Below are 24268 nucleotides of genomic sequence, written 5' to 3'. Positions count from 1 at the left end.
AACTATGCTGCAGCGTCGGCGGTGGCACTTGTCCAGGATTGCGCACTTTTTCGGAGGCTCGAGCGGCCGGCAATCGCTCGCCCTATACTGACGCTTACCCTGTCATCGAATGCATCCCGCTCGTTCCGTGAACGCCAGACCGCCCGCCACTGTGATCGACTCCACCGAAACGCCGTTCGGCCTTCAGTCGGTCTGCCACACGCTGCAGAGCGCCAACGCGAACCTCGAACGCTTCGCGTGGCTCGGCGACCGGCTTGCCATTGCCGTCTGGACCCGCGACACCGAGGAAGCCGAGACCGTCTATGACCGCCCCGGCCATCACACGCTGTCGTGCTATCTGGACGGTGGCTATCGCACCGAGCGTCAGAAAATGCCCGGGCGCTACGGCGCACCGTCGCGGCTCTGCGCGTTGCCCGGCGAGCATGAGTCGCGCTGGTGGGTTCGCGGGCATATGCATTTCATGCATCTTTACTTCCTGCCCGAACACTTTACGCAGCGCGCGGTGCAGGAACTCGATCGCGAGCCACGCGAACTGACGCTGGCCGATCGGACCTATTTCGAAGACGCCCGCATCGCGCAATTGTGTCAGTCGCTCGCGAATGAAGACTGGCAGGATCCTGATGGCCTGCTGCGGACCAATGAGACCGCGCACGAGGTGTTGAGTCTGCTGCTGCGCGCTCAAGGTGTGCGTCGCACGGATACGTCGCTCAAGGGCGGTCTGTCGGTTGCGACCCGGCGGCGCTTGCGCGACTACATCGAAAACCATCTCGAGCAGACGCTCACGCTCGGCGAGCTTGCCGGTGTCGCGGCGCTGTCGGAGTTTCATCTGGCGCGCATGTTCCGCACGTCGCTCGGACTACCGCCGGCGGCCTGGATCGCGCAGCAACGGCTCGAACGCGCACGAACGCTTCTGCGCACGACGAGACTGCCGCTCGCGCAAGTCGCCGAACAATGCGGCTACGCGAACGCCAGCCATTTCAGCCATCGTTTTCGCGAAAGCGTCGGCGTGGCGCCGACCGCGTATCGGCAAGTGGTGGGCGCGGGATAAAGGCTGACAGCCCTCACTGCAACGCCATCGCCAGTACGCGCGCCACGTGGATTGCGTCGACGCCCGCGCCATCATGAATCTGATGCCGGCAACTCGTGCCGTCCGCGACCATCACCGTATTGCCGTCGATCTTGCGCACCGCGGGCAGCAGCGACAATTCCGCCATTGCCTGCGATGTCGCGTAATGCTCGGCTTCGTAGCCGAAGCTACCCGCCATGCCGCAACACGAAGACTCGACCGTCGACACCTTCAGTTCAGGAATCCAGTTCAGAACGGTTTGCACGGGCGTGAACGCGTCGAAGGCCTTCTGATGGCAGTGGCCGTGTACAAGCGCCTGCTCCTTGGCCAGCGGCTTCAACGCAAGCTGCAAGCGGCCGGCCTTTTCCTCGCGCACCAGAAACTCTTCGAATAGAAACGCCTGCTTCGAAAGACGTTGTGCTTCTTCACCGAAACCATAGTGCAGAAACTCGTCGCGCAACGACAGCAAACACGACGGCTCCAACCCGACGATCGGCACGCCACGCTCCACGAACGGCTTGAACAGATCGAGCATGCGTCGCGCTTCCTGCTTTGCTTCATCGACCAGACCGGCCGCGAGGAACGTGCGGCCGCAACACACCGGGCGTTCGCCCTGGCGCGTATTGAAGTGCACCGTGTAACCCGCAGCCTCCAACACCTGCTGCGCGGCGCGCGCGTTTTCCGGCTCCATGTTGTTGTTGAACGTATCGACGAACAACAGCACTTCTTTCAGTGCGCTGCCTTGAGGCGGCTTGGCCGTCGCTGCGTCAGACAGAAACGATTTCTTGAAACGCGGCAACGTGCGTTCAGGCGCAAAACCCACCGAGCGTTTGAACCACGCCGACAACACCGGCACGTTGTCGGCCAGCGCCATCAAGCCCGGCACGCGGCTTGCCGTTGCCGCATAGCGCGGCATGAAGGCCACCAACCTGTCACGCAGACGCAGTCCGTGTCGTTTGACGCGCGCCGCCCGCGCCTCGATCTTGAACTTCGCCATGTCGACGCCCGTCGGGCAGTCGCGTTTGCAGCCCTTGCACGAGACGCACAGGTCGAGCGTGTCCTTGACGTCGTCGCTGGCGAGTCCTGCCTCGCCGAGTTGCCCGGAAATCGCCAGACGCAAGGTGTTCGCACGTCCTCGCGTCACATGCTGCTCGTCCTTCGTCACGCGATAACTCGGGCACATGGTGCCTGCATCGAACTTGCGGCAATGGCCGTTGTTGTTGCACATCTCGACGGCCTTCGCGAGACCGCCCGAAAGATCGTTGCCACTGCCCGGCAGCGTCTCCTGCCCCGTCCGCGGATCGCGATCGACGTTCCATGCGGACCAGTCGAGCGCGGTATCAATCCGCTGCGCTTTGTAACCCGGTGCAAAGCGGAAATTGCGCGCGTCGTCCATCTTCGGCGGACGCACGATCTTGTCGGGATTGAAGCGGTTGTCCGGATCGAACAACGCCTTGATCTCCGTGAATGCCTGGTTCAGACGCGGCCCGTATTGCCACGCCACCCATTCGCCGCGGCACAAGCCGTCGCCGTGCTCGCCGGAATACGCGCCCTTGTATTCGCGCACCAGGGCCGCCGCTTCTTCAGCGATTGCGCGCATCTTTACCGCGCCGTCGCGCCGCATATCGAGAATCGGCCGCACGTGCAGCGTGCCGACACTCGCATGCGCGTACCAGGTGCCTTCGGTGCCGTTGCGGTGAAAGACTTCGGTCAAGCGGCTCGTGTATTCCGCGAGATGTTCGAGCGGCACCGCGCAATCTTCGATGAATGAAACCGGCTTGCCGTCGCCCTTCATGCTCATCATGATGTTCAGCCCGGCTTTGCGGACTTCCCACAGCGCCTTCTGTTCGCTCGCGGCAGGCATCTCGACGACCGAGTCGGGCAAGCCAAGATCGGCCATCAGTTCGGTGAGTTGCTTGAGCGACGCGAGTTGCTGGTCGCGGTTCTCACCCGCGAATTCCACCAGCAGAATGGCCTGCGGCTCGCCGACCAGCGCCTTCTCGATCACAGGACGGAAGGCGGGATTGCTCATCGCCAGATCGATCATGGTGCGATCGACCAGTTCCACAGCCACCGGCTTCAGCTTGACGATGTGCTGCGTGAGATCCATCGACTGCCAGAAGGTCGGGAAATTGACCACGCCCAGCGTCTTATGCGTCGGCAACGGCGCGAGCTTCAGCGTCAATTGCCGGCTGAACGCAAGCGTGCCTTCCGAGCCAACCAGCAGGTGCGCGAGATTCGCGATGCCGTCGTCGGTGTAGGCGCGCGGGTTCTGGCAATCGAACACGTCGATGTTGTAGCCCGCGACACGACGCAGTACTTTCGGTATGCGTTCGACGATCTCGTCACGTTCTCGCTCGGCGATCCGCTTCACGCCTTCGACAATCTGCTGCAAGCGTGCGCCTTGCGGCGCCTCGCGCAATGAGGCGAAACGTGCTTCGCTGCCGTCGGCGAGAATGGCGTCGATCGCCTCGACGTTGTGCACCATATTGCCGTATTCGATCGAACGCGAGCCGCACGAGTTGTTGCCGGCCATCCCGCCGATCGTGCACTGCGCCGCCGTCGAAACGTCGACCGGAAACCACAGGCCATGCGGTTTCAACCATGCATTCAGATGATCCAGCACAACGCCCGGTTCGACTGTCACCGTGCGCGCGTCGGCATCGAAGGCGACGATGTTGTTCAGCCACTTACTGGTGTCGATCACCAGCGCCTCGCCGACTGTCTGACCGCATTGGCTCGTGCCCGCGCCGCGCGCGAGCAACGGGATTTTCTCGCTGCGTGCAATTTCCAGCGCAATGCGCAGATCGTCCTGATCGCGCGGCACCACCACGCCGATCGGCGTGATCTGATAGATCGACGCATCGGTGGAATAACGGCCGCGGCTCGCCGCATCGAACAACACGTCGCCGCGCAAAGCCTTGCGCAGATGCTGCGCGAGCGGCGAAGTCAGCCGTGCGGCGGACGGCACCAGATGGATCGGCTTGACGAGTAAAGCGGAAGTGGGGTTCGTCATATCGTCGGCCTATAGGAAAGCGGGCTAGTACAGCGTCAGGCTGATCGGCGCGAGCCCTTCAATACGCCCGCTCGCTGTGCCCGCACTCTGCGGGAAAAACATGCCGGTGTACGAACCGGTCGTGACGACCATCTCCGGCGTGACGGCGATGCCGCGCGACGTGGCGTGATTGACGAGCCACGTCAGCAGGCGTCGCGGATCGCCGGCCGGATTGGCAGGCGTCGCCTCGACCACGTCACGCCCTTCAAAGCTGAAATGCAGCGACGGCGCCACAAACGGAAAGTCCTCGCGATACGGCGTAAATTCGCCGACGATCAGCGCGCCGTGATTCTGCAAATCCGCGAGCTGCGCAAGCTTGTCGACCTTGGGCCAGTCTGCGTAACGGCTCGCCACAACCTCGATGGTCGCGCCGATCGAGCCGATACCAGCGTGCACGTCGGCTTCGCTATAGGGTGTTGCTGACGGCTCGAAGCGGCGGCTGAAGCGGAATGCGATCTCCAGTTCGAGTCCCAGCGGGGCAAAGGCTTCACGCGGCAACCGTGCGCCGTCGACGTGCAGATCGTTCGCCGGTAACGGTGCGCCCTGGATCGGGCCGCTGTCGGACTTCGCGCCGATCTTCCAGCCGCCGATCGGCGCGTCCAGCACGCGCAGGATCTCGTGCTGGATCGCGTAGGCGGCGGCGCTGTCGGCGGGCGTTTGCTCAGGCGGCAACGCATCGAGCGTCAAATGATTGCGGCGTACGTCAGCGAGACGTTGACTCAGTGATGTTGTCATTGCTTTAAAGACGAAGAGAGGGAATGGCGCGCGATCTGCTTACGCGCCCACGCCGGTCGTAGCGTGCGCTTTATCGGCCGCGCCGAGTTCGAACTTGCTTTCCGGCTGCATGCGGAACGCGAGCACCACGCCGATCGCCATCAACAGCATGCTGCCGACGAACGGTAACTCCCAGCTGCCGAAGTAGTCGATCAGGAATCCGCCGACCACCGGCGAGATGATCGCGGCCAATGCCGAGCCGGTGTTCATCATGCCGCTCGCGGTGCCCGAGTATTCCGGCGCGATATCCATCGGAATCGCCCACATCGGGCCGATCGTCATTTCGGCGAAGAAGAAGCCCGAAGCGAGACACGCCATCGACAGATACAGATCGTGCGTGAACATCAGCGGAATCAGCGAGAGCAGACAAAAGAACATGCACACCGACACCATCCAGCTCCGGGCACACTTCAGGCTGCGGGTCCGCGTGAAGATCCAGTCGGTCACAATGCCGCCGAGCGTGTCGCCGAGTACGCCGGCAAAGAACACGACCGATGCGAAGATCGCCGACTTCTGCAGTTGCAGGTGATAGCTGTGCAGGAAGTACTGCGGAATCCAGCTGAGGAACAGCCACAGGGTCCAGCCGTAGCAGAAGTACACGATCGTGACCGGCCACATGCGGCGAAACAGTTTTTTCCACGGCACGCCGGCCGCTTTCGGCTTCGGCGCGGGCAGGACTTCGAGTTCCTCGTTCGTGATACGCGGATGATCTTTCGGATGTTCGGTGAACGTGAACGCCCACACCGCCACCCACAACAGGCTGAATACGCCGCAAATGTAGAACGATTCGCGCCAGCCCCAGGTCGCCATCACCAGCACGATCAGGCCAGGCGCCACCGCGTTACCGATACGCGATGCCGCGTGGGTGATGCCCTGCGCAAAGCCGCGTTTTTCTTTCGCGACCCAGCGCGCCATCGCGGACGTCGCCGCAGGAAACGTGGCGCCTTCGCCGAAACCCAGCAACACACGCGCCGCCAGCAACGAAACGAGACCACCGGCAAAACCGGTCAGCAAAGTCGCCACGCCCCAGATAGCACCGCAGAAAATCAGCGTGCGTTTTGCACCGAAGCGGTCACTGACCCAGCCACCGATAATCTGGAAAATCAGATACGGATAAGCGAAGGCCGAAAACACCAGGCCCACTTCCGTATGCGAGAGACCGAACTCCTTGCCGAACCCTGCGGCCGCGGTGCTGACGTTGACGCGGTCGAGGTAAGTGATGAAGTACATGATGCATAGCATCACTAGAACGATACTGGTCGCACTGCTCACACGAAACCGCTTCATCGCCTCTCTCCATTGCAGTCTATCGACGGCGCGCCTGGAATGGCGCGCTGCGTCGTCGCCCGTCAGCGGCATACGCTGTGGGTCCATCGCATGTTGTCCATGAGCCGCGTTCTATGCGCGGCTTCGTGAGGGAAGTGCTCCCCGCCTTCCCTTGCTGCGAGATGCCTGTTGTTTGCTGCTTGCTGCCTGCTGCTTGCTGCCTGTCAGGCAGAGGCGCTGACGCATCGATGCGCTGAGCACCGATGCGCGTGGCGCTCTATCGCTTAAGCCGCCGCTTTCAGCCCCGAGGCTTTGGTCGGCTGGCTCAACCATTCCATAGCGGCAGGCAGGCCGCTTTCCTTGAGCGGCACACCCGCGAGCCGCAGACCCATTTCGCAGCCTGCCAGCGTCGCCAGCAGCATCAGATCGTTGCAGTCGCCGAGGTGGCCGATGCGGAACATGCGGCCTTTCATCTTGCCGAGACCCGTGCCGAGCGACATGTCGAAGCGTTCGTAGATGAGCTTGCGCACGGCGTCGGCATCGATGCCTTCGGGCATCATCACGCCGGTGAGCACCGGGCTATACACAGCGGGATCGGCGCACTGGATCTCCAGACCCCACGCGCGGACCGCACGGCGGGTGGCTTCGGCGAGACGCTCGTGACGGGCGAACACGTTGTCGAGCCCTTCGCCGAGAATCATCTCCAACGCCTCGTGAAGCCCATACAGCAGGTTCGTGTTCGGCGTGTACGGCCAGTAACCGGTCTTGTTCATCTCGACGATGTCGGTCCAGTCCCAGAAGCTGCGCGGCAATTTGGCCTGCTTGCTGGCGGCCAATGCCTTCGGCGAGATCGCGTTGAAGCTGATGCCAGGCGGCAGCATCAAGCCCTTTTGCGAGCCGGACACGGTGACGTCGACGCCCCATTCGTCATGACGATAGTCGGCACAGGCGAGCCCCGAGATCGTATCGACCAGCAGCAGCGCCGGGTGACCGGCAGCGTCGATCGCGCGGCGCACGGCGGCGATATCCGAGGTGACGCCCGTGGAGGTTTCGTTATGCACGACGCACACGGCCTTGATCGCGTGCTGCGTGTCGGCGCGCAGGCGCTCTTCAATCATCTGCGGCTGAACCCCGCGCCGCCAGCCTTCGATGCCAGGCAAGCCGATGAACTCCGGCTTCAGCCCAAGGCTTTCCGCCATCTTTTTCCACAGCGTCGCGAAGTGACCGGTTTCGAACATCAGTACGTTGTCGCCAGGGCTCAGCGTATTCGACAGCGCCGCTTCCCAAGCGCCGGTGCCGGAGGCCGGATAGATCACCACCGGTTGCTGCGTCTTGAAGATTTTCTTGATGCCTTCGAGCACCTTCAGACCGAGTTCGCCGAACTCGGGGCCGCGGTGATCGATGGTCGGGTAGCTCATCGCACGGAGAATGCGATCGGGCACCGGGCTCGGACCCGGGATCTGCAGAAAGTGACGGCCAGCGGGGTGAAAGTCTAGCTTGAGCATTGGGCTCCTCCGATTGAATTTTGCATGCAAAAAACTATATCAGATGATCCGTGATGATCCCAAGGCGAAAATTGCCTGCAGATACCGGTGTTTACCCGTGCTATTAACTAATCTGCATGGTTCCGATAAAATCGTACCTAACACGATGTTGGGGGCTTTTGTATGCAAAATTCGGATTTCGATGCGGGTGTGGCCGCTTCTCCGCTGATGCCGAAGGTGGAGCGTCAGCGTTTGCACGACACGGTGGTGGAGCACATTCGCCGCTTTATCGTCGAGGGGGTGCTCGAGCCGGGCAAGAAACTGAACGAGCGCGAGTTGTGCGAGACGCTCGGGATTTCGCGCACGCCGTTGCGGGAGGCGCTGAAGGTTCTGGCTGCTGAAGGGCTGATCGAGATTTCGCCGAATCGCGGTGCGTCGGTGTCGAAGATGTCGGAAGCCGAGTTGCGTGAGACCTTCGAGTTGATGAGCGGTCTTGAAGCTTTTTCAGGCGAACTGGCGGCGGAGCGGATGACAGCTGCGGAGCTCGCCGAGATCAAGGCATTGCATTACGCGATGCTGGCTTGCAGGACGCAGAACGATCTGGCCGGGTACTACAGCCGCAACCAGGCGATTCACGACAAGATCAATGAGGCGGCGAGAAATTCAGCACTGCGGCAGACTTATGTCGCGGTTAATCGGCGCTTGCAGGCGCTGCGGTTTCGGTCGAATTTTCAGATCCCCAAGTGGGATAGCGCGATTCATGATCATGATGAGATGTTGAAGGCGCTCGAGGCGAGGGATGGGAAGAAGTTGAGCGCGATTCTTCGGCAGCATTTGCTGGATAAGCGGGATGCGGTTTTGCAGGTGCAGTCGCGGGAGGAGGTGGCGGCTTCGGTTTTGAAGGCATAAGGGTTTTGGATGCTCGGCGCTTTTTTGTCCTTGTTCTGGCTTTGGTGCCTTTCCTTGATTTGTTAGTGGTCTATTAGCGTTGCCCCTGTGCGGGGCGGCACTTACTTTCTTTGCCGCCGCAAAGAAAGATAAGCAAAGAAAGCGGCTCAAACCGCTAATGCTAAGCGGGCTCCGTGGTCTGCTACAGGTAGTGGTGCATCTGGAATCTGGGTTCGTGCACCTGCATGCGCCAGTGACAAGGGCGTCATTCTTCCGGCGGCGCTGCGCGCGCCGAAGCGTATCTCTCAAACCGATCACTGCGTTTTCGCGCTCACACCTTCTTCGGCGCGGTGGCCGGCGCGTATCTCCTTTGTCGCTTCGACACCCCGCCGAGACGAAGCCGATGGCCCCCGCCGCGCAAAAACGAAGCCCGTGGTTTCCCATGCATACCCGTCCGCGACGCACGCAGTGCGGAGTGGGAGCTGACGAGTCCTTTGTCACTAGCGCGGAATGCGCGAGAGCACGGATTCCAGTCGCACCACTACCCGCAGCAGACCACGGAGCCCACTTAGCATTAGCGGTTTGAGCCGCTTTCTTTTGCCTACTTTTCTTTGCGGCAAGCAAAGAAAAGTAGGTGCCCCCCCGCACAGGGGGAACGCTAATAGACCACTAACAAAACAAGGAAAGGCCAAAGCCCCAAGAACACGGCCCAAAAAGCGCCGAGCATCCAAAAACTTATCCCCACAAATTGTGGGCAAGCCTGTGCACAACCCACCCACAGTCAACTCAAGTACTTGATGCAATAGATATATCCCCCGTCGGCCCAGCCGCAGGCAATACCCTTGCTCTGTGATAAAAAGTAATCCCCAGCCACCCGCCGAGGCTCCCGCATGTCCTCCGTCATGGGCTTCAAACTCGTCCTGCTGTCGCTCGGCGCGATGATCGGTCTCCAACTGCTCGCCAAACGGCTACGACTCCCTCCGGCCGCAGCGCTCCTGGTCGGCGGCGCCGCGATGGCCTTCGTGCCTGGACTCCCCCGCATCAACCTCGATCCCGAGCTGGTTCTGGTCGTGTTCCTGCCACCGCTCCTTATGGACGGCGCCTACTTCTCCGTATGGGATGAATTCAAGCGCAATCTCGGCGGCATCCTGCTGCTCGCGATCGGCGCGGTCGCCTTCACGACCCTCGCGGTCGGTATGGTCGTGCATTGGGTCGTACCGTCTTTACCGTGGAGCGCGTGCTTCGCGCTGGGCGCGGTCGTCTCGCCGCCTGACGCCATCGCCGCGAAGGCCGTGCTGGAACGTGTCGCGCTGCCGCGCCGGTTGATGGTGCTCCTCGAAGGCGAAAGCCTGCTCAACGACGCCGCCGGCATCGTGCTGTTCCGCTTCGCCGTCGCGGCCGCGCTGACCGGCACGTTCAACGCTCAACACGCGGTCGAGCGGTTCGCGGTGCTCGGCCTGGGTGGCGTGGCGGTGGGTATCGCGATCGGCTTCGTGGTCGTCAGGCTGCTGCGCTATCTCGACGACGTCTACCTCATCATCACCGCATCCGCACTCTCCCCGTGGCTCAGCTACATCGCCGGCGACATGCTGGACGTCTCGGGTGTCATCGCGACCGTCAGTTGCGGGATGGTGCTCGGCTGGCATCAGCATGAAATTTTCTCTGCCTCGGTGCGCATGCGCGGCACGGCTTTCTGGCAAGTCCTGATCTTCCTGATGGAAGCGCTCGTGTTCCTTCTGATCGGGCTGTCGCTACGCGGCGTGATCGTGCGGCTGGGCGGCGTCGGCGACGCATTGACCGCGTTTACACCCGCCGTCGGCGCCGTGATCGCAGCCGTGGTGCTGTCGCGCTTCGTGTGGGTGTTTGCCGTCGAATGGTTGAAGGGACTCGTATGCAAAGTGACGCGGCGCGCAAACATTGCACTCGACTGGCGCTCGTCGACGGTGACGAGTTGGGCCGGCATGCGTGGCGTGGTGACGCTGGCGATCGCGCTCTCGTTGCCTGAGGCGATGCCGGGACGCGATCTGATTCTGGTCGCGTCGTTCGCGGTGATTCTCGTGACCGTGCTCGGGCAAGGCACCACGATCGGCGCACTGATTCGCTGGGTCAAACTGGATAGCGTGAAAGAGCGCAACGAGCAGCATTTGACCGAGCCTCAGGCATGGGCGAGGCTGGAAGCGGCTCAATTCGCCGCGATCCAACCGCTCGTGCACGACGCCGAGGGACAAGTGATTCATCCGCGCCTGCTGGAGCAATACAGCTATCGAGCGCAGATGACGGAAACCCACCAGGACCTGACGGAATATCCCGCCGACGTTCGCGTCGCGCATTACGACGTTGTGCTCGCCGCCGTGGCAGCCGGTCGTAGCGAGTTGTTGCGGATGCATCGGTCAGGGATGATTCATGATGAACTGCTAACCGAACTGGAACGGGATCTCGATTTGCAGGAGATCGCCGCGTTGCATGGCAGAGGATGACCGGGCCGCGCCTGACGTGAGTCCGCACGCGAACCGGTCGAACCGCGGTGAACGTCAATGGCCTTTGAAAATATCCAGCAGTTGATTTTGCATCTGCATCATCTCGTGCGCGTGTTTCATCTCCATTTGCGCCATCGTGTCCTGATACTCCATGTCCATTTGCATCATTTTTTGCTGGATGCCGATGGCCTGAGCGCGCTGTTCAGGAGTCAGCTTGTCCATCATCATGCTGTACTCGGGCGGCATCAGATAGGTGCCGGCGCGTCCTATTCCCTGTGCTTGCACAGAACCCGCTACAAGCGCGAGCGGCAGCAATCCGCACATCAGTACGGCTCGGATCGATTTCATTTCATCTCCAGTCTTATGAGAGCAGCCCGGCTTCAAGGAGGGCCGCATAAGCGACATTCAGGTGCCCAGACTGGCCTGCCGCGATGAATCCGTCGCACATGCCGGGTCTGAGGATGCAACACCCGGGCCTGACCGCTGCACACGATCGACCGGGTGTTTCATGGATTTAGTCGCGAACGCTGACTGGAAATGACATGCTGGATGAAAATCGTGCCGATAATATTTCTTCTACGCGGCTGTCATTTTCGCCGCGGCACGCCGACTAATTAATCCTTCCAGGACGACCCCAAAATCATCGTGCAGAAATTCTCGCGATGGTAATGCGGGTCTTTCAGTGCCAGCACATCTGCCTTCACGTTACCGAAGGTCGTCTCCGGTTTGTGGATCGTGCCGTGCGCGAATGCGTCGATGATGCCTTCCTTGAAATGCGCGCCGCGCGGGTGAGCGTGGATTACCTCATGGCGCTGGTGTTCGGTGAATTCGTCATAGGCGAGGCCCAGCACGTCCATCTCCACACCCGCCGTCACCAGCGCAACCACAGGTTTCATATATTGCGGAATCCCAGGCGTGGTGTGCAGCGCAATCGAGTTCCACACCTGCTCGATATCGTCTTCGCCGATCCCGTGGCGTTGCAGAAAGTCACGCGCCGCGTTCGCGCCGTCCACCTCGAAGCGGTCATGCTCGCTGCTATACGGCGCGACGAGTCCCATGTCATGAAACATCGCGCCGATGTACAGCAGCTCAGGGTCATACTTGAGTTGCTTGCGCGCGCCGGCCAGCGAGCCGAACAGGAAAACGCGCCGCGAATGGTGATAGAGCAGCTCGGTTTCGGTGTCGCGCACAAGCTGCGTGGCTTCGCGCGCCATCATGCTATCGGGAATCTGGATGCCTGCGATCGTGGTCATGTGAAGTGCTCCATGAAAGACTTGAGTGAACCCGACGCGCGGTCTTTGTGACTCGATAGCGCGTTTGGTATGCTGGTCCGCGATGCTTTTTCTGGCTGCCTATTTGACCCGTCGAGCAGCGCGTCCGATGAAGTTCAGTATTGGTCAGCAGGCGGTCGCGGGCAATCGTCGCGGACCGTTGAACACTGCCAAACGCACCGCGTTGACTGCCGCAGGCCGCGGATTCCTATCCATCGTCAAAGGAGATCATTCGATGCCTACCGTCGCGATCGCGATCTTTCCAGGCGTGCAGGCGCTCGACGTCGCCGGTCCGGTCGATGTGTTCTCCGAAGCCAATCGCTTCATCGCGCCGCAGGATCGCTATGAGGTCACGCTGCTCAGCGCGGAGCCGGGTCCGCTGCGCGCGTCCAACGGCATGACGCTCGTCGCCGATGCCACGTTCGACCAGGCACGCCAGCCGTTTGATCTTGCGCTGGTTGCAGGCGGCCCCGCACTGCCCGATGGCGCCGCGCCCGATACACGTTTGCTGGAATGGTTGTCGCGAGCCGCCACACAATGCGAGCGTTTTGGCTCGATCTGCACCGGCGCGTTCGCACTCGGCCACGCGGGGCTGCTCGACGCGCGCAAAGTCACGACGCACTGGCAGCACGCCGCACAGCTCGCCGAGCAGTTTCCGCGAGCCCATGTCGATTTCGACCGGATCTATCTGCGCGACGGCAACCTGGTTACGTCGGCGGGCGTCACGGCGGGCATCGATCTATCGCTTGCTTTGGTCGCCGAACATCATGGGCCACATACGGCGCTCGCCGTCGCCAAACGGCTGGTGGTGTTTGCGCAGCGACAAGGCGGTCAATCGCAGTTCAGCCCTTACTTGACGGCACCCGCGGACGACACCTCGCCGGTCGCTAAAGTGCAGGCACACGTCATGGAACGGATTCGCGAGAGCTTTACGGTCAAACAACTGGCGGACGTCGCCGGAATGAGCGCGCGGAATTTCGCCCGCGTGTTCGTGCAGGAAACCAGAGTGACGCCGCACGAATTCGTCGAGCGCGCACGCGTGGATGCAGCGCGCAAGTTGCTCGAAAGCAGCGATGCCGCGCTCAAGGCGATTGCCTACGATTGCGGCTTCGGCACGGCGGACCGGATGCGCATTGTCTTCACGAAGCGAATCGGCGTCACGCCGATGCAATATCGCGAGCGCTTTCGCTCTGGCTGAGGGAAATAGAATGGTGACGGCATAGGCGGCAGGCAGGAGAGCAACTTGCGCGCCGCCAGAACGCAGCCTGAACACCGGCGCCGCTGCAAGCATCAGACATAGCGTGAGAAAATAGCGGCCTTCTCAAGCGAACGATCACAAGGAACGACATGTCTCCCTCTTCTCCGATCCGTGCGATCGTTACCGGTCACACTCGCGGCCTCGGCGCATCCCTCGCTGAACAACTGCTGACGCGCGGCGTCGCGGTACTGGGTCTGTCCCGCTCGCGTCACGCCACGCTCAAAGAGCGTTTCCCGGCACTGCTCGACGAAATCGAACTCGAGCTTTCGGATCCCACGCGCGTCGCGCAGTGGGTCGCGACCGATGCACTGCGTAGCTTCGTCAGCGGCGCGCAGAGCGTACTGTTGATCAACAACGCAGGCATGGTTCAACCGATCGGTCCGATCGAAGGCCAGAACGCCGCCGACATCGCGACCGCCGTGAGCCTGAACGTGGCCACGCCGCTGATGCTGGCGAGCGCGCTTGCCGCAACCAGCGTCGACGCGACAGACCGGCGCATCATGCATATCTCCAGCGGCGCGGCGCGCAATGCGTATCCCGGCTGGAGCATCTACTGCGCGACCAAAGCCGCGCTCGATCATCACGCACGCGCCGTTGCACTCGACGCGAATCGCGCGCTGCGTATCTGCAGCCTGGCGCCTGGCGTTATCGATACGAACATGCAGGCGGAAATTCGCAGCAGCGGCGAGGAACAGTTCCCGATGCGCGAAAAATTCGAAGACCTCAAGCGCAACGGCCAGCTTTCGACGCCCGAACAATGCGCCACCCAGCTGCTCGACTACGCCTTCAGCGATGCATTCGGGCAAACGCCGGTGGCCGACATTCGCGAGGTCGCGAAGCAGGCCTGATACGCGAGCTTCGTGCTCCCGTAAAACCTCACCTTTCGGCTGATCTTTCGGCAGAGAAGCCGAACCTCACACGCCGGGCGCAACCATCACGCCGCGCTCGGCCGCTCCAATCTCGCCGTGCGGCACGAACACATAGCCGCGTCCCCACACCGTCTGCACATAGCGCGGCTCGGAAGGATCGATCTCGATGAGACGCCGCAGCCGCCAGATCGATACATCGAGACTCCGCCCTTGATGCAGCACGCTATTGCCGCGTAGTTTCTCGTTGAGTTGCACGCGCGTGAGCACGGTCATCGCGTGATTGACGAAGATTTTCAGCAATGCGAACTCGGAGCTGCGCAGCGCGAAATGCTCGTTGTCGCGACGCAATTCGCGTGCGGAGAAGTTCAGTTCGCATCGCCCGAAGCGGTACGGCGGCCGCGTTTCCGGCGCGCCAGGCGCGAGCGCGCCGCGCCGGCGCAGCAGCACGCGAATGCGGGCGAGCAATTCGGCGGGGTCGGCGGGCTTGCTCATGAAATCGTCGGCGCCGAGCTCGAGACCGATCACGCGATCGATCGCCTTGCTGCTCGCCGACAGCAAAATCACCGGCACGTCGTTGCCGCTCATGCGCAAGTCGCGCAATACGGCAAGGCCGTCGCCGTGCGGTGCTGAGACGTCGAGCACCAGCAACGCCGGCCGCTCCGTCTCGACCACGTGCTTCAGTCCGGCGCAATGCGGACGTGCGGACACACCGCAGCCCTGCCCACGTAAAGATTCGCCCACTACTGCCGTTAAACCGGCATCGGCGCCAACAAAGAGAATGTGCTGACTCATCCAACTGATTCCAGGAGACGATCGGTTTTCAGAGACAGGCGATGGCTTGCGGGAATAGCAAATCCGCTGACCGCTTGTCGTCCGCGTCGCCATCTTCCCTGTATGCCGCTATTCTCAAAACGCGGAACAGCCCCCAAGGTTGGCAATTTCTTCCCAACTCTTTCAACGCAGAACGTGATATGGGAAAGCTCGCAGAATCATCTTGCGATGCGCACGCCGGCTCCCGAAAAATCTCACCTTTGGTACGGAGCGAACGGGATCAGGCGCGAAGTGCCCATCAGAGCGCTCCCGAAAACGCTCACCTTTCAAGCTTGGGGACAGGCCGCAAAGGCATGCTGGGCGGGCAACCGATGGTTCAGAACTGGCTACTCCCGCAAACCCTCACCTTTGGAAGAGGTCGAGTAATCTGCATACCCAGGTAAGAGGCGATGTGTGTCAGGCGCTCGCATTCCGCACCAGTGGCGGATCTGCCTAAAAAATGCTGGCGGGAGTCGTCGATGGAATAGTTGGAGGGTGAGGCGGGGTGATGGGGTGCGACTCACGTGTGCGCGGCGGCATCGCGCTCCCGAATATTCTCACCTTTGGGTTTTGCGAGGACATTCGGAACGCCGGCCGCCATCAAGGCAACCGGCTTGTTCAACCAGGCAATCAGAACTTGTGACGGATCCCGACCACCGCCACTTCCTGGCTGTTGGTCCCTGAATTCACGCCATAATCGCCGATCGATGCCTGGGCGTTCACCACCTTGCCGCTCGCGTTCAGCGTGTTGCCGCTCGCTTTCTGATAGCCCGCCAGTGCATACAGTTCGGTGCGCTTCGACAACGCGAAGTCCGCACCGAGGTTGACCTGGTTGTAGTGTGCCGAACTCGGGCCCGTCAACGACGTGTAGTTATAGCCAACGCCCGTGCGCAATGCCGGAGTGATCTGATAGTTGAAGAACACCGAGCCGTTGTTGAACTTGGCCGTACTGCTGAAAACGGAGAACGCGTCGTTCGCGTACTGCGTGTTGGAGTAGGCCGCGCCGATCGTCGCCGCGCCGATCACATACTGTCCGCCAACCCGCACGATCTGAATCGACTTCGCGGTTGCAAATCCCGCGTTGATGACAGTGTTGAACAGCGAATCGGAACTGCTGGTCCACGTCCGCACATTCGCCGTCGTCGTGGTGTTGCCGCCGTTCGCGTAGAAGTAACCTGCGCCGAGCGACAACGGCCCATTTGCATAGGCCGCGCCGAAGCTATACGTCTGGCCGCTGCCGGTCGCACCCGCCACACCACCCACGCCGTACAGTGCCTCGACCTGGAAGCCGGCGAACAGCGGGCTCACGTACTTGACCGAGTTGCCCACACGCAGACTGTTGTCGTAGTTGTCCAGGTCGCCAGGCGTGCCGAATACACCACCGAAGTAGTTGTCTTCCGTGAGGCCTTGAACCAGATCGACCACCGGGTCGTATTGACGTCCAAGGGTGACCGTCCCCCACGTGCCGCTCGACAAGCCAACCACCGCCTTGCGGCCGAATTCGCGGCTGCCTTGCCCAAGCGCACCTGTGCCGATGTTGAAGCCATTCTCGAGCTGGAACACAGCGGCGAGGCCGCCGCCCAGGTCTTCGATACCCTTGAGGCCCCAGCGGCTGCCAGACAGGTTGCCGCTGCTGAACTTCACGAGCGTCGACTGATTCTGACCGCTCGCGTTTTGTGCGTTGTGAACATAGGCGATACCGGCATCGACGATACCGTATAGCGTGACACTGCTCTGTGCCTGAGCGCCGGCAGCAAACAAAAGACCTGCGGGCAATGCGAGGAGAGAAAGACGTTTCATTTTTGGAGTTCCCGTATCAATGTTGTATTTGTTTAAATCTGGCGAAACGATACGAGAGGAATTTGTGTCGGCAAACTAACGAATTCTTCGATGAATATGAAAGTGCCGGTAGCGTGGCCGCTTCTAAGGCCACGCGTTCGCGCGATGTCACGCCGGAATGGCGGACAGTTCGGAAGGTGCGTATTTCGCGGTGGCGAGGACTTCGGCGGGAACGGGTACGTGTGCGCGCCGCAACAGCGCGCCGCTGCGGAACATCAACAGATCGCCTGGTTCGCAGGTGGTCCAGACTTCATCGGTGAGCGGTGTGGTGGCGATCACTGCCGTGCGATCCGCCGGCGTGCCACGTTCGGCGAAATCGACTGAAAGATCGCCATCGACGAGACGCGCGCTCGAAAACGGCCAGTGACGTATCACGTACGAGAGACGCGTCGAGCAGTACGCGAATTGTGCCGTGCCGTTCGAAAGCACGAAGTTGAAAATGCCATACGGGTTCAGCGCGTGCGTCGCCTGCTCGATAACGTCGAATACCGCGTCGATGTCATCGGTGTCCGCGTGATTGGCGAAACGCGCGTAGAGGCGATTCATGATGAAGCAGAACGCCGCTTCACTATCGGTCGTGCCGACCGGTGCATACGGACCTTGCTCCGGTTCACCGAGAGGCTGCAGGTCGCCGTTATGCGCGAATACCCATTGCTGGCCGCGCAACTCTCGCATGAACGGGTGGCAGTTTTCCACGCGCGCGCCGCCTTGGGTCGCCTTGCGAATATGCGCGACGACATTGCGTGATTTGATCGGATGGCTCTTCAGAAACTCGGCCACCGGCGACTGATACGCGGGCTTTTCATCGACGAACACGCGGCATGCGCGGTCCTCGTAGAACGCCACGCCCCAGCCGTCTACATGATGGTCCGTAAGGCCGCCGCGTGCGGCAAAGCCCGTCAGCGAGAAACTGACGTCGGTGGGTTCGGCGCAGCTGAGGGCGAGCAGTTGGCACATGCTCGCAGACTAGCGTGTTTCAACCGCCGCCGTTATAGCGAATCATGCTTTGCAAATCACCGGCGCACGGGCTCCCGAAAACCCTCACCTTTGCCCGGCCTGCCGCGCTTGCGGCGTCTAGCTCGCCAGCTTGCGGAACGTTTCCAGCACCGCGTCGCCCTTGAACGGCTTGACGATCCAGCCTTTCACGCCCGCCGCCTTGCCGCGCTCTTTCATCGCCGGGCTGCTCTCGGTTGTCAGCATGATGACGTTGACGGTTGTGTTTGCGAGTTCGCCGCGAATCTTTTCGACCATCGTCAGGCCGTCCATGTTCGGCATGTTGACGTCGCTGATCACCAGCTTGATGCCCGGGCTGGCCTTCAGTTTTGCAAGGCCGTCCTTGCCGTCCACCGCCGTGTCGACGTCCAGGCCGTTCTTCTTCAGAAAGCCGGCCACTTCGTCGCGCACGGTGCTCGAGTCATCTACCACTAGAATTTTCGACATGTTTGTTTCCTATGACAACATTCAGAACAGATCCAGTTCGCCCGCTTCGACCATCGCGCCGACGTCGTCCGTGACTTCCTTGAAGTCCTCCGGCGACCAGCTCAGGCTGAACACAAAGCGTTGATGCAGCTTGACCGAGCCGCCCGTCTGCGGGTCCGTCAGCGAGTACATGAAACACAGTTGTGGATTGCCGCTGCCGAACGAGATGTACTTGTGCTTGTGATTCACCAGCAGCGGCACCTGCACCTGGCTGCCCAGCCAGGCGCCTGCATCGCCGACATAGCGATTCTTGAACGAACCCCAGATCAGATTGGTCACTTCACCGAGCAAGCCATTCAGATCGCGGAAGTTCGCTTCGCCGTCTTCCGCGTGCTCGCTCATCCGATAACGATCGATCAGTTCGAGAATCGGCGCCTCTTCCGCCTGCATCATCATGTAACCGCGGCACCACGCGCTCTCCAGCGGAATCAGGCTGAACACCTCGCCGAAGATGATCCGGTCGCGCACGATATAAGGCGTGTCGCACGTGATGGTCAGGTCCTTGAACACGTCGCCGAGAATCGCCTGCGTCATGTCGGCGATGCCGCGCACCAGCGCGTTCGGATAGTCCAGGCTGAAGATGTATTCGTCGATCACCTTGCGCAAGGGCGCCATATCGTGCGCGACGTAGGCCGCGCAGACCACACGGCGCAAGCTCTCCGGCAGACTCTCGACGCTCGGATCGTCATCCCGCCGGATGATGATCGGCAGCTCGGGGCGCACCGCGTTGATCCTGATCGCGATATCGGCGCTCGCTTCGGCTGAGCCACCGTAGCCTTCAGCAAACAGAACCGCGCCCAGATCGATGTTCGAGCGCAGTACCGACTGCAAGCGGTTCTTGCCGACTTTCACGCCAACCAGATTGTGCTCGTCGCAAAAGCGCTTCAGCGCCTCTTTGTGCACGGGACAGTCGTCGAGCACCAGCACCTTGCTGACCGGCTTGTTCATGTTCATTTCGCGTTCCTGCTCGCTGCGGACATCGACGTCATGGTCAAACCCCAACTCTCAAAACAACTCCAGCTCGCCGCTGGATTCTTCGATCGCGCTCGTGTCGGCCAGGAAGTCGATCGGCGCATGGGCGCACACGCATACCGTCGCGGCAAGTTGCACGGAACCGTTCAGCATGACCGAATATGACGACAGCAAACCTGGCTTCAATGCCGGCAGATGCCCGAGACAACGCGCGCTCAGCACATAAGGCGTCGACATGCCGAGGTCCGGGAAATAGCGCAGCAGTTCCTGATTCATCGCGCCGCAACACAGATTGCAGATTTCCAGAAAGGCTTCCTGAAACGGCCGCTCGTCGGCTTCTTTCAGGTAGTAGCCACGCGTGCTGTCGTTTTCGTCGAAGTGCAGGATCAGCAGCAGTCTGAACACAATCGACGAGATGGTCAGCACGACCACCTGGGTGTCCTTCGTCGCGCCCTCGCCGGCCTCCGCGAGCGGCACAATTTCACACGTATCGCCGGAATTCTGCGGCAGACGCGCCTCTGCCGCCTTGCGGAAAATGCGTTCGAAGCTGTCCTTCGCCTGGCTCGTGATCACGCCGGCACCTGGTGCAGCTTCGAGTGAAACTGATTGGCGAGCGATTCGACGCTGGAGAGCGACGCCGCAATCATCTTGCCGCCCGCCTGGATGTCCTGGAACGTGGAGGTCGTGGTCAGATCGTTGCGGTGCAGGCTGTCGCGATAGCTTTTCGACAATTCCTCAGAACGCGCAGCGAGCGCCCGGACCTCGCTCGCCACCACCGCGAAGCCACGTCCTGCCGGACCCGCGCGCGCAGCCTCGATCGACGCGTTAAGCGACACGATCACCACATGCCGGACGATCGACGACAACTCCTGATTCTTCGCGTGCATGTCGTGGTTCTGCGTCATCAGCGAGATCATCTGCTCGTGCCAACGCTCGAATGTCGCGCCGAGGCTCTTCAGACGCGCAGCTTCGCCGGCGATCTGTCGCGCCTGATGCGCCCACTGGTCTTTGTCGTCGGTCGCCGCTTTCAACGTTGCGCGCAGCTCGTCGACGCTGGCCGATTGCTGCCTCAACTCCTCACGCAACTGTGCAGCCAACGCTTCCATGTCCTGCGCGGCCTGTTCGCGTTCGAGGATCACTTCACTGTGGTCCGCCTGTTCCGCCGATAGCGCCTTGATCCGTGCGTCGGCTTCGTCACGCAACCGTGCCGTCAGCCTCGCGCTTTGCAACTTGTGCGCGACAAAAGCCAGCAGCGCGGTTATCGCGCTGCCTGCCACCGCCGCCAATACGTACTGTTGAATCACAACCTATCCTTCCGAAGTCCGTCGCGAAGCGCGTCAATCAGCGCTCGACCAACGTTCAATCTGCCATCGCGTCGAGTTGCAGTTCACCGGCATCGCCGCGCGCTGCCATACCCAACGTGTCGACGGCGAAGCTATCCGGCAGGCAGACGATCGTCTGGAACTGACGGAACGAAGCGCCCTTATGGTCGTCGGTAAAGCGCAGTTCGATGCGGCCGTTCTCGCGCTTGAGGAAGTCGCGCACCGCGTCCATGCCGACGCCGCGGCCCGATACTTCCGTCACCGTTGCGGCGGTCGAGAAGCCCGGCCGGAAAATGAATTCGGCGATGGCTTCGTCGCTCAGGTGTTCGTCGCTGCCGATCCAGCCGCGCTCGACGGCAATGCCGCGAATCCGTTCGAGTGCGAGGCCGCGGCCGTCGTCGCTAAGCGTGATCTGCAGCGCGCCGCTGTCCACGCCCACTTCGATATCGATCGTGCCAGCCGGCGTCTTGCCGTGTGCGCTGCGCGCCTCGGCAGTTTCGATGCCGTGGTCCATCGAATTGCGCAGCAGATGCATAAACACGTTGTTCAAGGTGCCACCCGCCTGGCCGCGCAGACGGTAACCGTTGTCGTCGATGCGCACGGCCGGTGCCGGCTTGCCCAGTTCCTGCGCCAACGAAGGCAGCGAGTCCAGCACGCCGGACAGCGCATCGCGCACGCTTTCGCTGCCCAAGGCGCGCAAGGTCCGGCGCAGCGCGTCGCGCATGGACTGCAATTCGTGGAGTTCGCCGGCGTTCGTCCTGTCCAGCATGCTCAGGGTCTGCTGAATCTGATCCTTCTCGACCATCACATAGCGGCCCGCATTGCCGGCGTTATTCGCTCCGGCCTTGCCCTTGCGGCCGAGGCTATGTTCGTTGATCTTCGCGTAGCTCTCGATCGCCTCGCGAACGCGCGTGAGTTCCTGCATCAGGTGTTCCTGATCCCACGAGCGGTCCGCGTCCGGTTGGCGCAGTTCGTGATAGCTCTGCTCGGTTTCATGAACGACGTTGGTCAGATGCGCCAGGTTATAGGTCCGCGCATTGCCCTTGATGGTGTGCATGTTGCGGAACAGCTCGGCGATCGCCGCATGGTCCGCTTCCGAGTGCTTGCGGATGATGCGCTCGTTCTCGCTGACGAAACCCGCGGAGCTTTCAATGAAGTGATGGAACTTCTCTTCGCTCACCGCGAGAATCTCGCCGATCATGTCGAGACGGCGACGCTGTTCGCTGGCTTCCGCAGCGAGCTTGCGCAGTTCGGTAACGTCGCGCACGCACAGCATCAAACGGCCGATCACGTCGTTTTCGTCGGTGATCGCCGACCAGCTGAGGTCGAGGATCTTCACGCGGCCGTCGGCCATGCGCTTCGAAATTTCGCCGACCAGCAGATGCTGATTGAACGCGAAGTTGATGCAGTCCTCGCCGAGGCAGGCATGGGTGGCCGCATCGACTTGCGAGAGCACGTCCGAACCAAGATCGGTATCCGAGAACACCAGATCCATCAGACCGCGCCCGGCGATATCTTTCGTTTCGAAGATGTCTTCCAGATACGCCGAATACTCCGAGTGAATCGCGGCGCCGTCGATCACCGTCAAGATACCTTGCTGCATATTCTGCAACATCGCCTGGATGTCGGCGGTCTTCTGCTTGAGTTGCGCCGAGCTTTCCTGGATCTTTTCGATCATGCCGTTGAAGGCAACGATCGAATGGCCGATCTCATCCAGCCGGCCCACCGGTACGCGCCGCGTGAAATCCTGGCTCGACGCGATCTCGCTCATCATGGCCTGCATGCGGCTGAGCGGACGGGTGATCTGACGGTAGAGCAGCGTGCCGATAAAAGTCAGCAGAACGATCGCGATGCCGGTAACGATGGCAATGGCCGTTGTCGTGGTGGACAGTGTGGCGTTCAGTGCGGTGATTGCCTCGTCTTTCTGACGGTTTTTCTCGACACGCAGGGTTTCGACAATGCCTTCGAGTTCGTCGCGATACTGGGCGACGTTGGCGAACAGATACGCTTGCGCGAGTTCGTTCTTGCCGTCGGCCTTCATTTTTGCCGTTTCGGCGATCGCGGAGAAGTAGTTCTCGAGACTATCGTTAGCCTGGGAAACGAGACCTTGCTGGGCATGGCTCGCGGCATCTTTGCCTTGCAGCGCGAGAGCCTGTTGCAACGAGGCCTTTTTCTTCTTCAGTTCGTCTTGTGCCTGCGTGACCATGTTGGCGTCCGGCGCGTAGACCAAGGTCATGGTCGCGAGCTGTACGTCTTTCACTTGCGAAACGAGGTCAGCGGAAGCCAGCGCACTGGGGACGACGCCCTCGGTCACCTTGCGCACTTCGCCTGCGCTGCCGCGCGTTTGATACACGGCGTAGCCACCGATTGCCGACAAGGCGACGAACATCAAGACAACCAATAGCGTGATGCGATGACGGATAGTCATGTGAAACCCCCGGGGGTATGGCCTTCGCGTCCACCCTCGATCGGGGCAGCGCGTTATTTGCTAATTCGAGTCAAGCTTGCAGCGCTGCCGAGTATTGCTGGCGCATATTACTAAGCGATGACTACAAAGCGTTTGGCCACACCAAAGGGATCAAATATTTTTCTAAAGTTTTCAGCTTCGACGCCGTTAACAGCCGCCACTTTGCGCCCCGCGGTTTGCGGCTTTTTTACCACCACCTGCATTGCGTTGATGCAGCCCGCGAATCGAACGACAAACGTTCGCGCTCAACGTGTCAGCGTGTCAGCGAATCGGCGGCAGGTGCTTCGACGCCTCACGCAGCGTGAGCGGTGACAGGATGTCGCGTGCGGTCATCAGGAAACCGCCGACCGCTTGAGGCGCATGCCACGCATAGTCCCGCAAGGCCCAGCCGATCGCCTTGCGAATAAAGAAGTCCGGCTCTGCGGCGAGCGAGCGCGCATAACCGAACAAGCGCGCCTCGTCCGTATCGTCACGCCAGCCGAGTTGATGAATCATCGCGATACGGCGAACCCACAACGATTCATGCTCGAGCGCCGCGTCCATGCATGCCTGCGCGTGCGGCGTCTGTCCGCGTGCCGACTTCAGAATGTCGCCGACCACACCAGCCAGCGGATCGATCGAATCCCACCACGCGCTAAGCTGAGCGATTGTGAGCAGATGCTCGATGTCCGCGATCGTCAACGTCTTCCACTTGCGCGCCAGCAGATCGGTAGCAGCGTATTGGTATTCGCGCTGCGGCATCGCCCATAAGACGTGCGCACACGCGAGCAGGTGTTCCGCGTTTTCAACAGGCAGCCGCTTGAAGACCGGCAATATCGCTTTGCGCCGCAGTGGCGTCGGCACCCCGATGAACTCGAACTGATCGCGCATGTAGGCGCGCATCGCGACGGCGCGCCCGGCATCCGCGTGCAGCGCCAGCGCTGCCTTGATTTCTTCACCGAAAGCGTCGGGCGTCATTGGGAACGTGCTCC

Annotated in this window: 21 protein-coding genes; 5 read left to right on the top strand and 16 right to left on the bottom strand. The window is 61.2% G+C overall.

Going from position 1 to position 24268, the window contains the following annotated elements; genetic code table 11:
* The first annotated feature begins 127 nt into the window (after positions 1–127).
* Positions 128–1048, top strand: coding sequence for an AraC family transcriptional regulator (locus R8871_RS06935; RefSeq protein ID WP_175049643.1), 921 nt, complete (start codon positions 128–130; stop codon positions 1046–1048).
* A 13-nt stretch (positions 1049–1061) separates the two neighbouring features.
* On the opposite strand, the gene R8871_RS06930 is transcribed toward R8871_RS06935, so the two are convergent.
* From R8871_RS06930 to R8871_RS06915, 4 genes are all read right to left on the bottom strand, one after another.
* Positions 1062–4082 (bottom strand): FAD-binding and (Fe-S)-binding domain-containing protein, encoded by a 3021-nt coding sequence (locus tag R8871_RS06930; RefSeq protein ID WP_175049642.1) that lies wholly within the window; start codon positions 4080–4082, stop codon positions 1062–1064.
* Positions 4083–4106: 24 nt separating this feature from the next.
* Positions 4107–4856: a 2-keto-4-pentenoate hydratase gene (locus tag R8871_RS06925; protein ID WP_175049641.1), complete on the bottom strand. Its 750-nt coding sequence runs from the start codon at positions 4854–4856 to the stop codon at positions 4107–4109.
* Between the two features lie 39 nt (positions 4857–4895).
* Positions 4896–6182 (bottom strand): MFS transporter, encoded by a 1287-nt coding sequence (locus tag R8871_RS06920; RefSeq protein ID WP_175049640.1) that lies wholly within the window; start codon positions 6180–6182, stop codon positions 4896–4898.
* A gap of 263 nt (positions 6183–6445) precedes the next feature.
* Positions 6446–7666, bottom strand: coding sequence for a pyridoxal-phosphate-dependent aminotransferase family protein (locus R8871_RS06915; protein WP_175049639.1), 1221 nt, complete (start codon positions 7664–7666; stop codon positions 6446–6448).
* 162 nt (positions 7667–7828) lie between these two features.
* Here R8871_RS06915 and R8871_RS06910 point away from each other — a divergent pair, with 162 nt between their 5' ends.
* The gene (locus R8871_RS06910; RefSeq protein ID WP_030102283.1) at positions 7829–8554 is read left to right on the top strand and encodes a GntR family transcriptional regulator; all 726 of its coding nucleotides are present in this window, start codon (positions 7829–7831) and stop codon (positions 8552–8554) included.
* Positions 8555–9423: 869 nt separating this feature from the next.
* On the top strand, positions 9424–11010 hold the full coding sequence (locus tag R8871_RS06905) for a Na+/H+ antiporter (protein ID WP_175049638.1): 1587 nt from the start codon (positions 9424–9426) through the stop codon (positions 11008–11010).
* Between the two features lie 54 nt (positions 11011–11064).
* Here R8871_RS06905 and R8871_RS06900 read toward each other — a convergent pair whose 3' ends face one another.
* Together R8871_RS06900 and R8871_RS06895 are read right to left on the bottom strand one after the other, a co-directional pair.
* Complete coding sequence (locus tag R8871_RS06900) at positions 11065–11358, bottom strand: hypothetical protein (protein WP_093634364.1); 294 nt, start codon at positions 11356–11358, stop codon at positions 11065–11067.
* Positions 11359–11624: 266 nt separating this feature from the next.
* The gene (locus tag R8871_RS06895) at positions 11625–12263 is read right to left on the bottom strand and encodes an HD domain-containing protein (RefSeq protein ID WP_093634363.1); all 639 of its coding nucleotides are present in this window, start codon (positions 12261–12263) and stop codon (positions 11625–11627) included.
* A 253-nt stretch (positions 12264–12516) separates the two neighbouring features.
* On the opposite strand from R8871_RS06895, the gene R8871_RS06890 reads away from it, so the two are divergent.
* Together R8871_RS06890 and R8871_RS06885 are read left to right on the top strand one after the other, a co-directional pair.
* Entirely contained in the window at positions 12517–13479 is a 963-nt protein-coding gene (locus R8871_RS06890; RefSeq protein WP_175050025.1) for a GlxA family transcriptional regulator, read from the top strand.
* A gap of 149 nt (positions 13480–13628) precedes the next feature.
* Positions 13629–14387: an SDR family oxidoreductase gene (locus tag R8871_RS06885; RefSeq protein ID WP_175049637.1), complete on the top strand. Its 759-nt coding sequence runs from the start codon at positions 13629–13631 to the stop codon at positions 14385–14387.
* Positions 14388–14453: 66 nt separating this feature from the next.
* Here the strand turns inward: R8871_RS06885 and R8871_RS06880 are convergent, their stop codons facing one another.
* The 10 genes from R8871_RS06880 to R8871_RS06840 form a co-directional block, all read right to left on the bottom strand.
* Positions 14454–15200, bottom strand: coding sequence for a winged helix-turn-helix domain-containing protein (locus tag R8871_RS06880; protein ID WP_097394932.1), 747 nt, complete (start codon positions 15198–15200; stop codon positions 14454–14456).
* A gap of 648 nt (positions 15201–15848) precedes the next feature.
* Positions 15849–17018 (bottom strand): porin, encoded by a 1170-nt coding sequence (locus R8871_RS06875; protein ID WP_175049636.1) that lies wholly within the window; start codon positions 17016–17018, stop codon positions 15849–15851.
* 147 nt (positions 17019–17165) lie between these two features.
* Positions 17166–18014, bottom strand: a complete 849-nt coding sequence (locus R8871_RS06870) for a class II glutamine amidotransferase (RefSeq protein ID WP_175049635.1) — start codon at positions 18012–18014, stop codon at positions 17166–17168.
* 117 nt (positions 18015–18131) lie between these two features.
* On the bottom strand, positions 18132–18497 hold the full coding sequence (locus R8871_RS06865; RefSeq protein WP_028196001.1) for a response regulator: 366 nt from the start codon (positions 18495–18497) through the stop codon (positions 18132–18134).
* 21 nt (positions 18498–18518) lie between these two features.
* The gene (locus R8871_RS06860) at positions 18519–19490 is read right to left on the bottom strand and encodes a chemotaxis protein CheX (protein ID WP_175049634.1); all 972 of its coding nucleotides are present in this window, start codon (positions 19488–19490) and stop codon (positions 18519–18521) included.
* A 51-nt stretch (positions 19491–19541) separates the two neighbouring features.
* Positions 19542–20081, bottom strand: a complete 540-nt coding sequence (locus tag R8871_RS06855) for a hypothetical protein (RefSeq protein ID WP_175049633.1) — start codon at positions 20079–20081, stop codon at positions 19542–19544.
* The gene (locus R8871_RS06850; RefSeq protein WP_175049632.1) at positions 20078–20812 is read right to left on the bottom strand and encodes a methyl-accepting chemotaxis protein; all 735 of its coding nucleotides are present in this window, start codon (positions 20810–20812) and stop codon (positions 20078–20080) included. The genes R8871_RS06855 and R8871_RS06850 overlap by 4 nt, the downstream gene beginning before the upstream one ends.
* Before the next feature lie 55 nt (positions 20813–20867).
* Positions 20868–23258: a HAMP domain-containing protein gene (locus tag R8871_RS06845; protein ID WP_175049631.1), complete on the bottom strand. Its 2391-nt coding sequence runs from the start codon at positions 23256–23258 to the stop codon at positions 20868–20870.
* A gap of 110 nt (positions 23259–23368) precedes the next feature.
* On the bottom strand, positions 23369–23500 hold the full coding sequence (locus tag R8871_RS38690; RefSeq protein ID WP_281370221.1) for a hypothetical protein: 132 nt from the start codon (positions 23498–23500) through the stop codon (positions 23369–23371).
* Positions 23501–23558: 58 nt separating this feature from the next.
* Entirely contained in the window at positions 23559–24254 is a 696-nt protein-coding gene (locus R8871_RS06840; protein WP_175049630.1) for a DNA alkylation repair protein, read from the bottom strand.
* Positions 24255–24268 lie beyond the last annotated feature (14 nt).

Source organism: Paraburkholderia sediminicola (genome assembly GCF_902859805.1).
Taxonomy (GTDB): Bacteria; Pseudomonadota; Gammaproteobacteria; order Burkholderiales; family Burkholderiaceae; genus Paraburkholderia; species Paraburkholderia sediminicola.
Note: the sequence above shows the minus strand (reverse complement) of the source record. Positions and strands in the feature narration are given on the sequence as shown.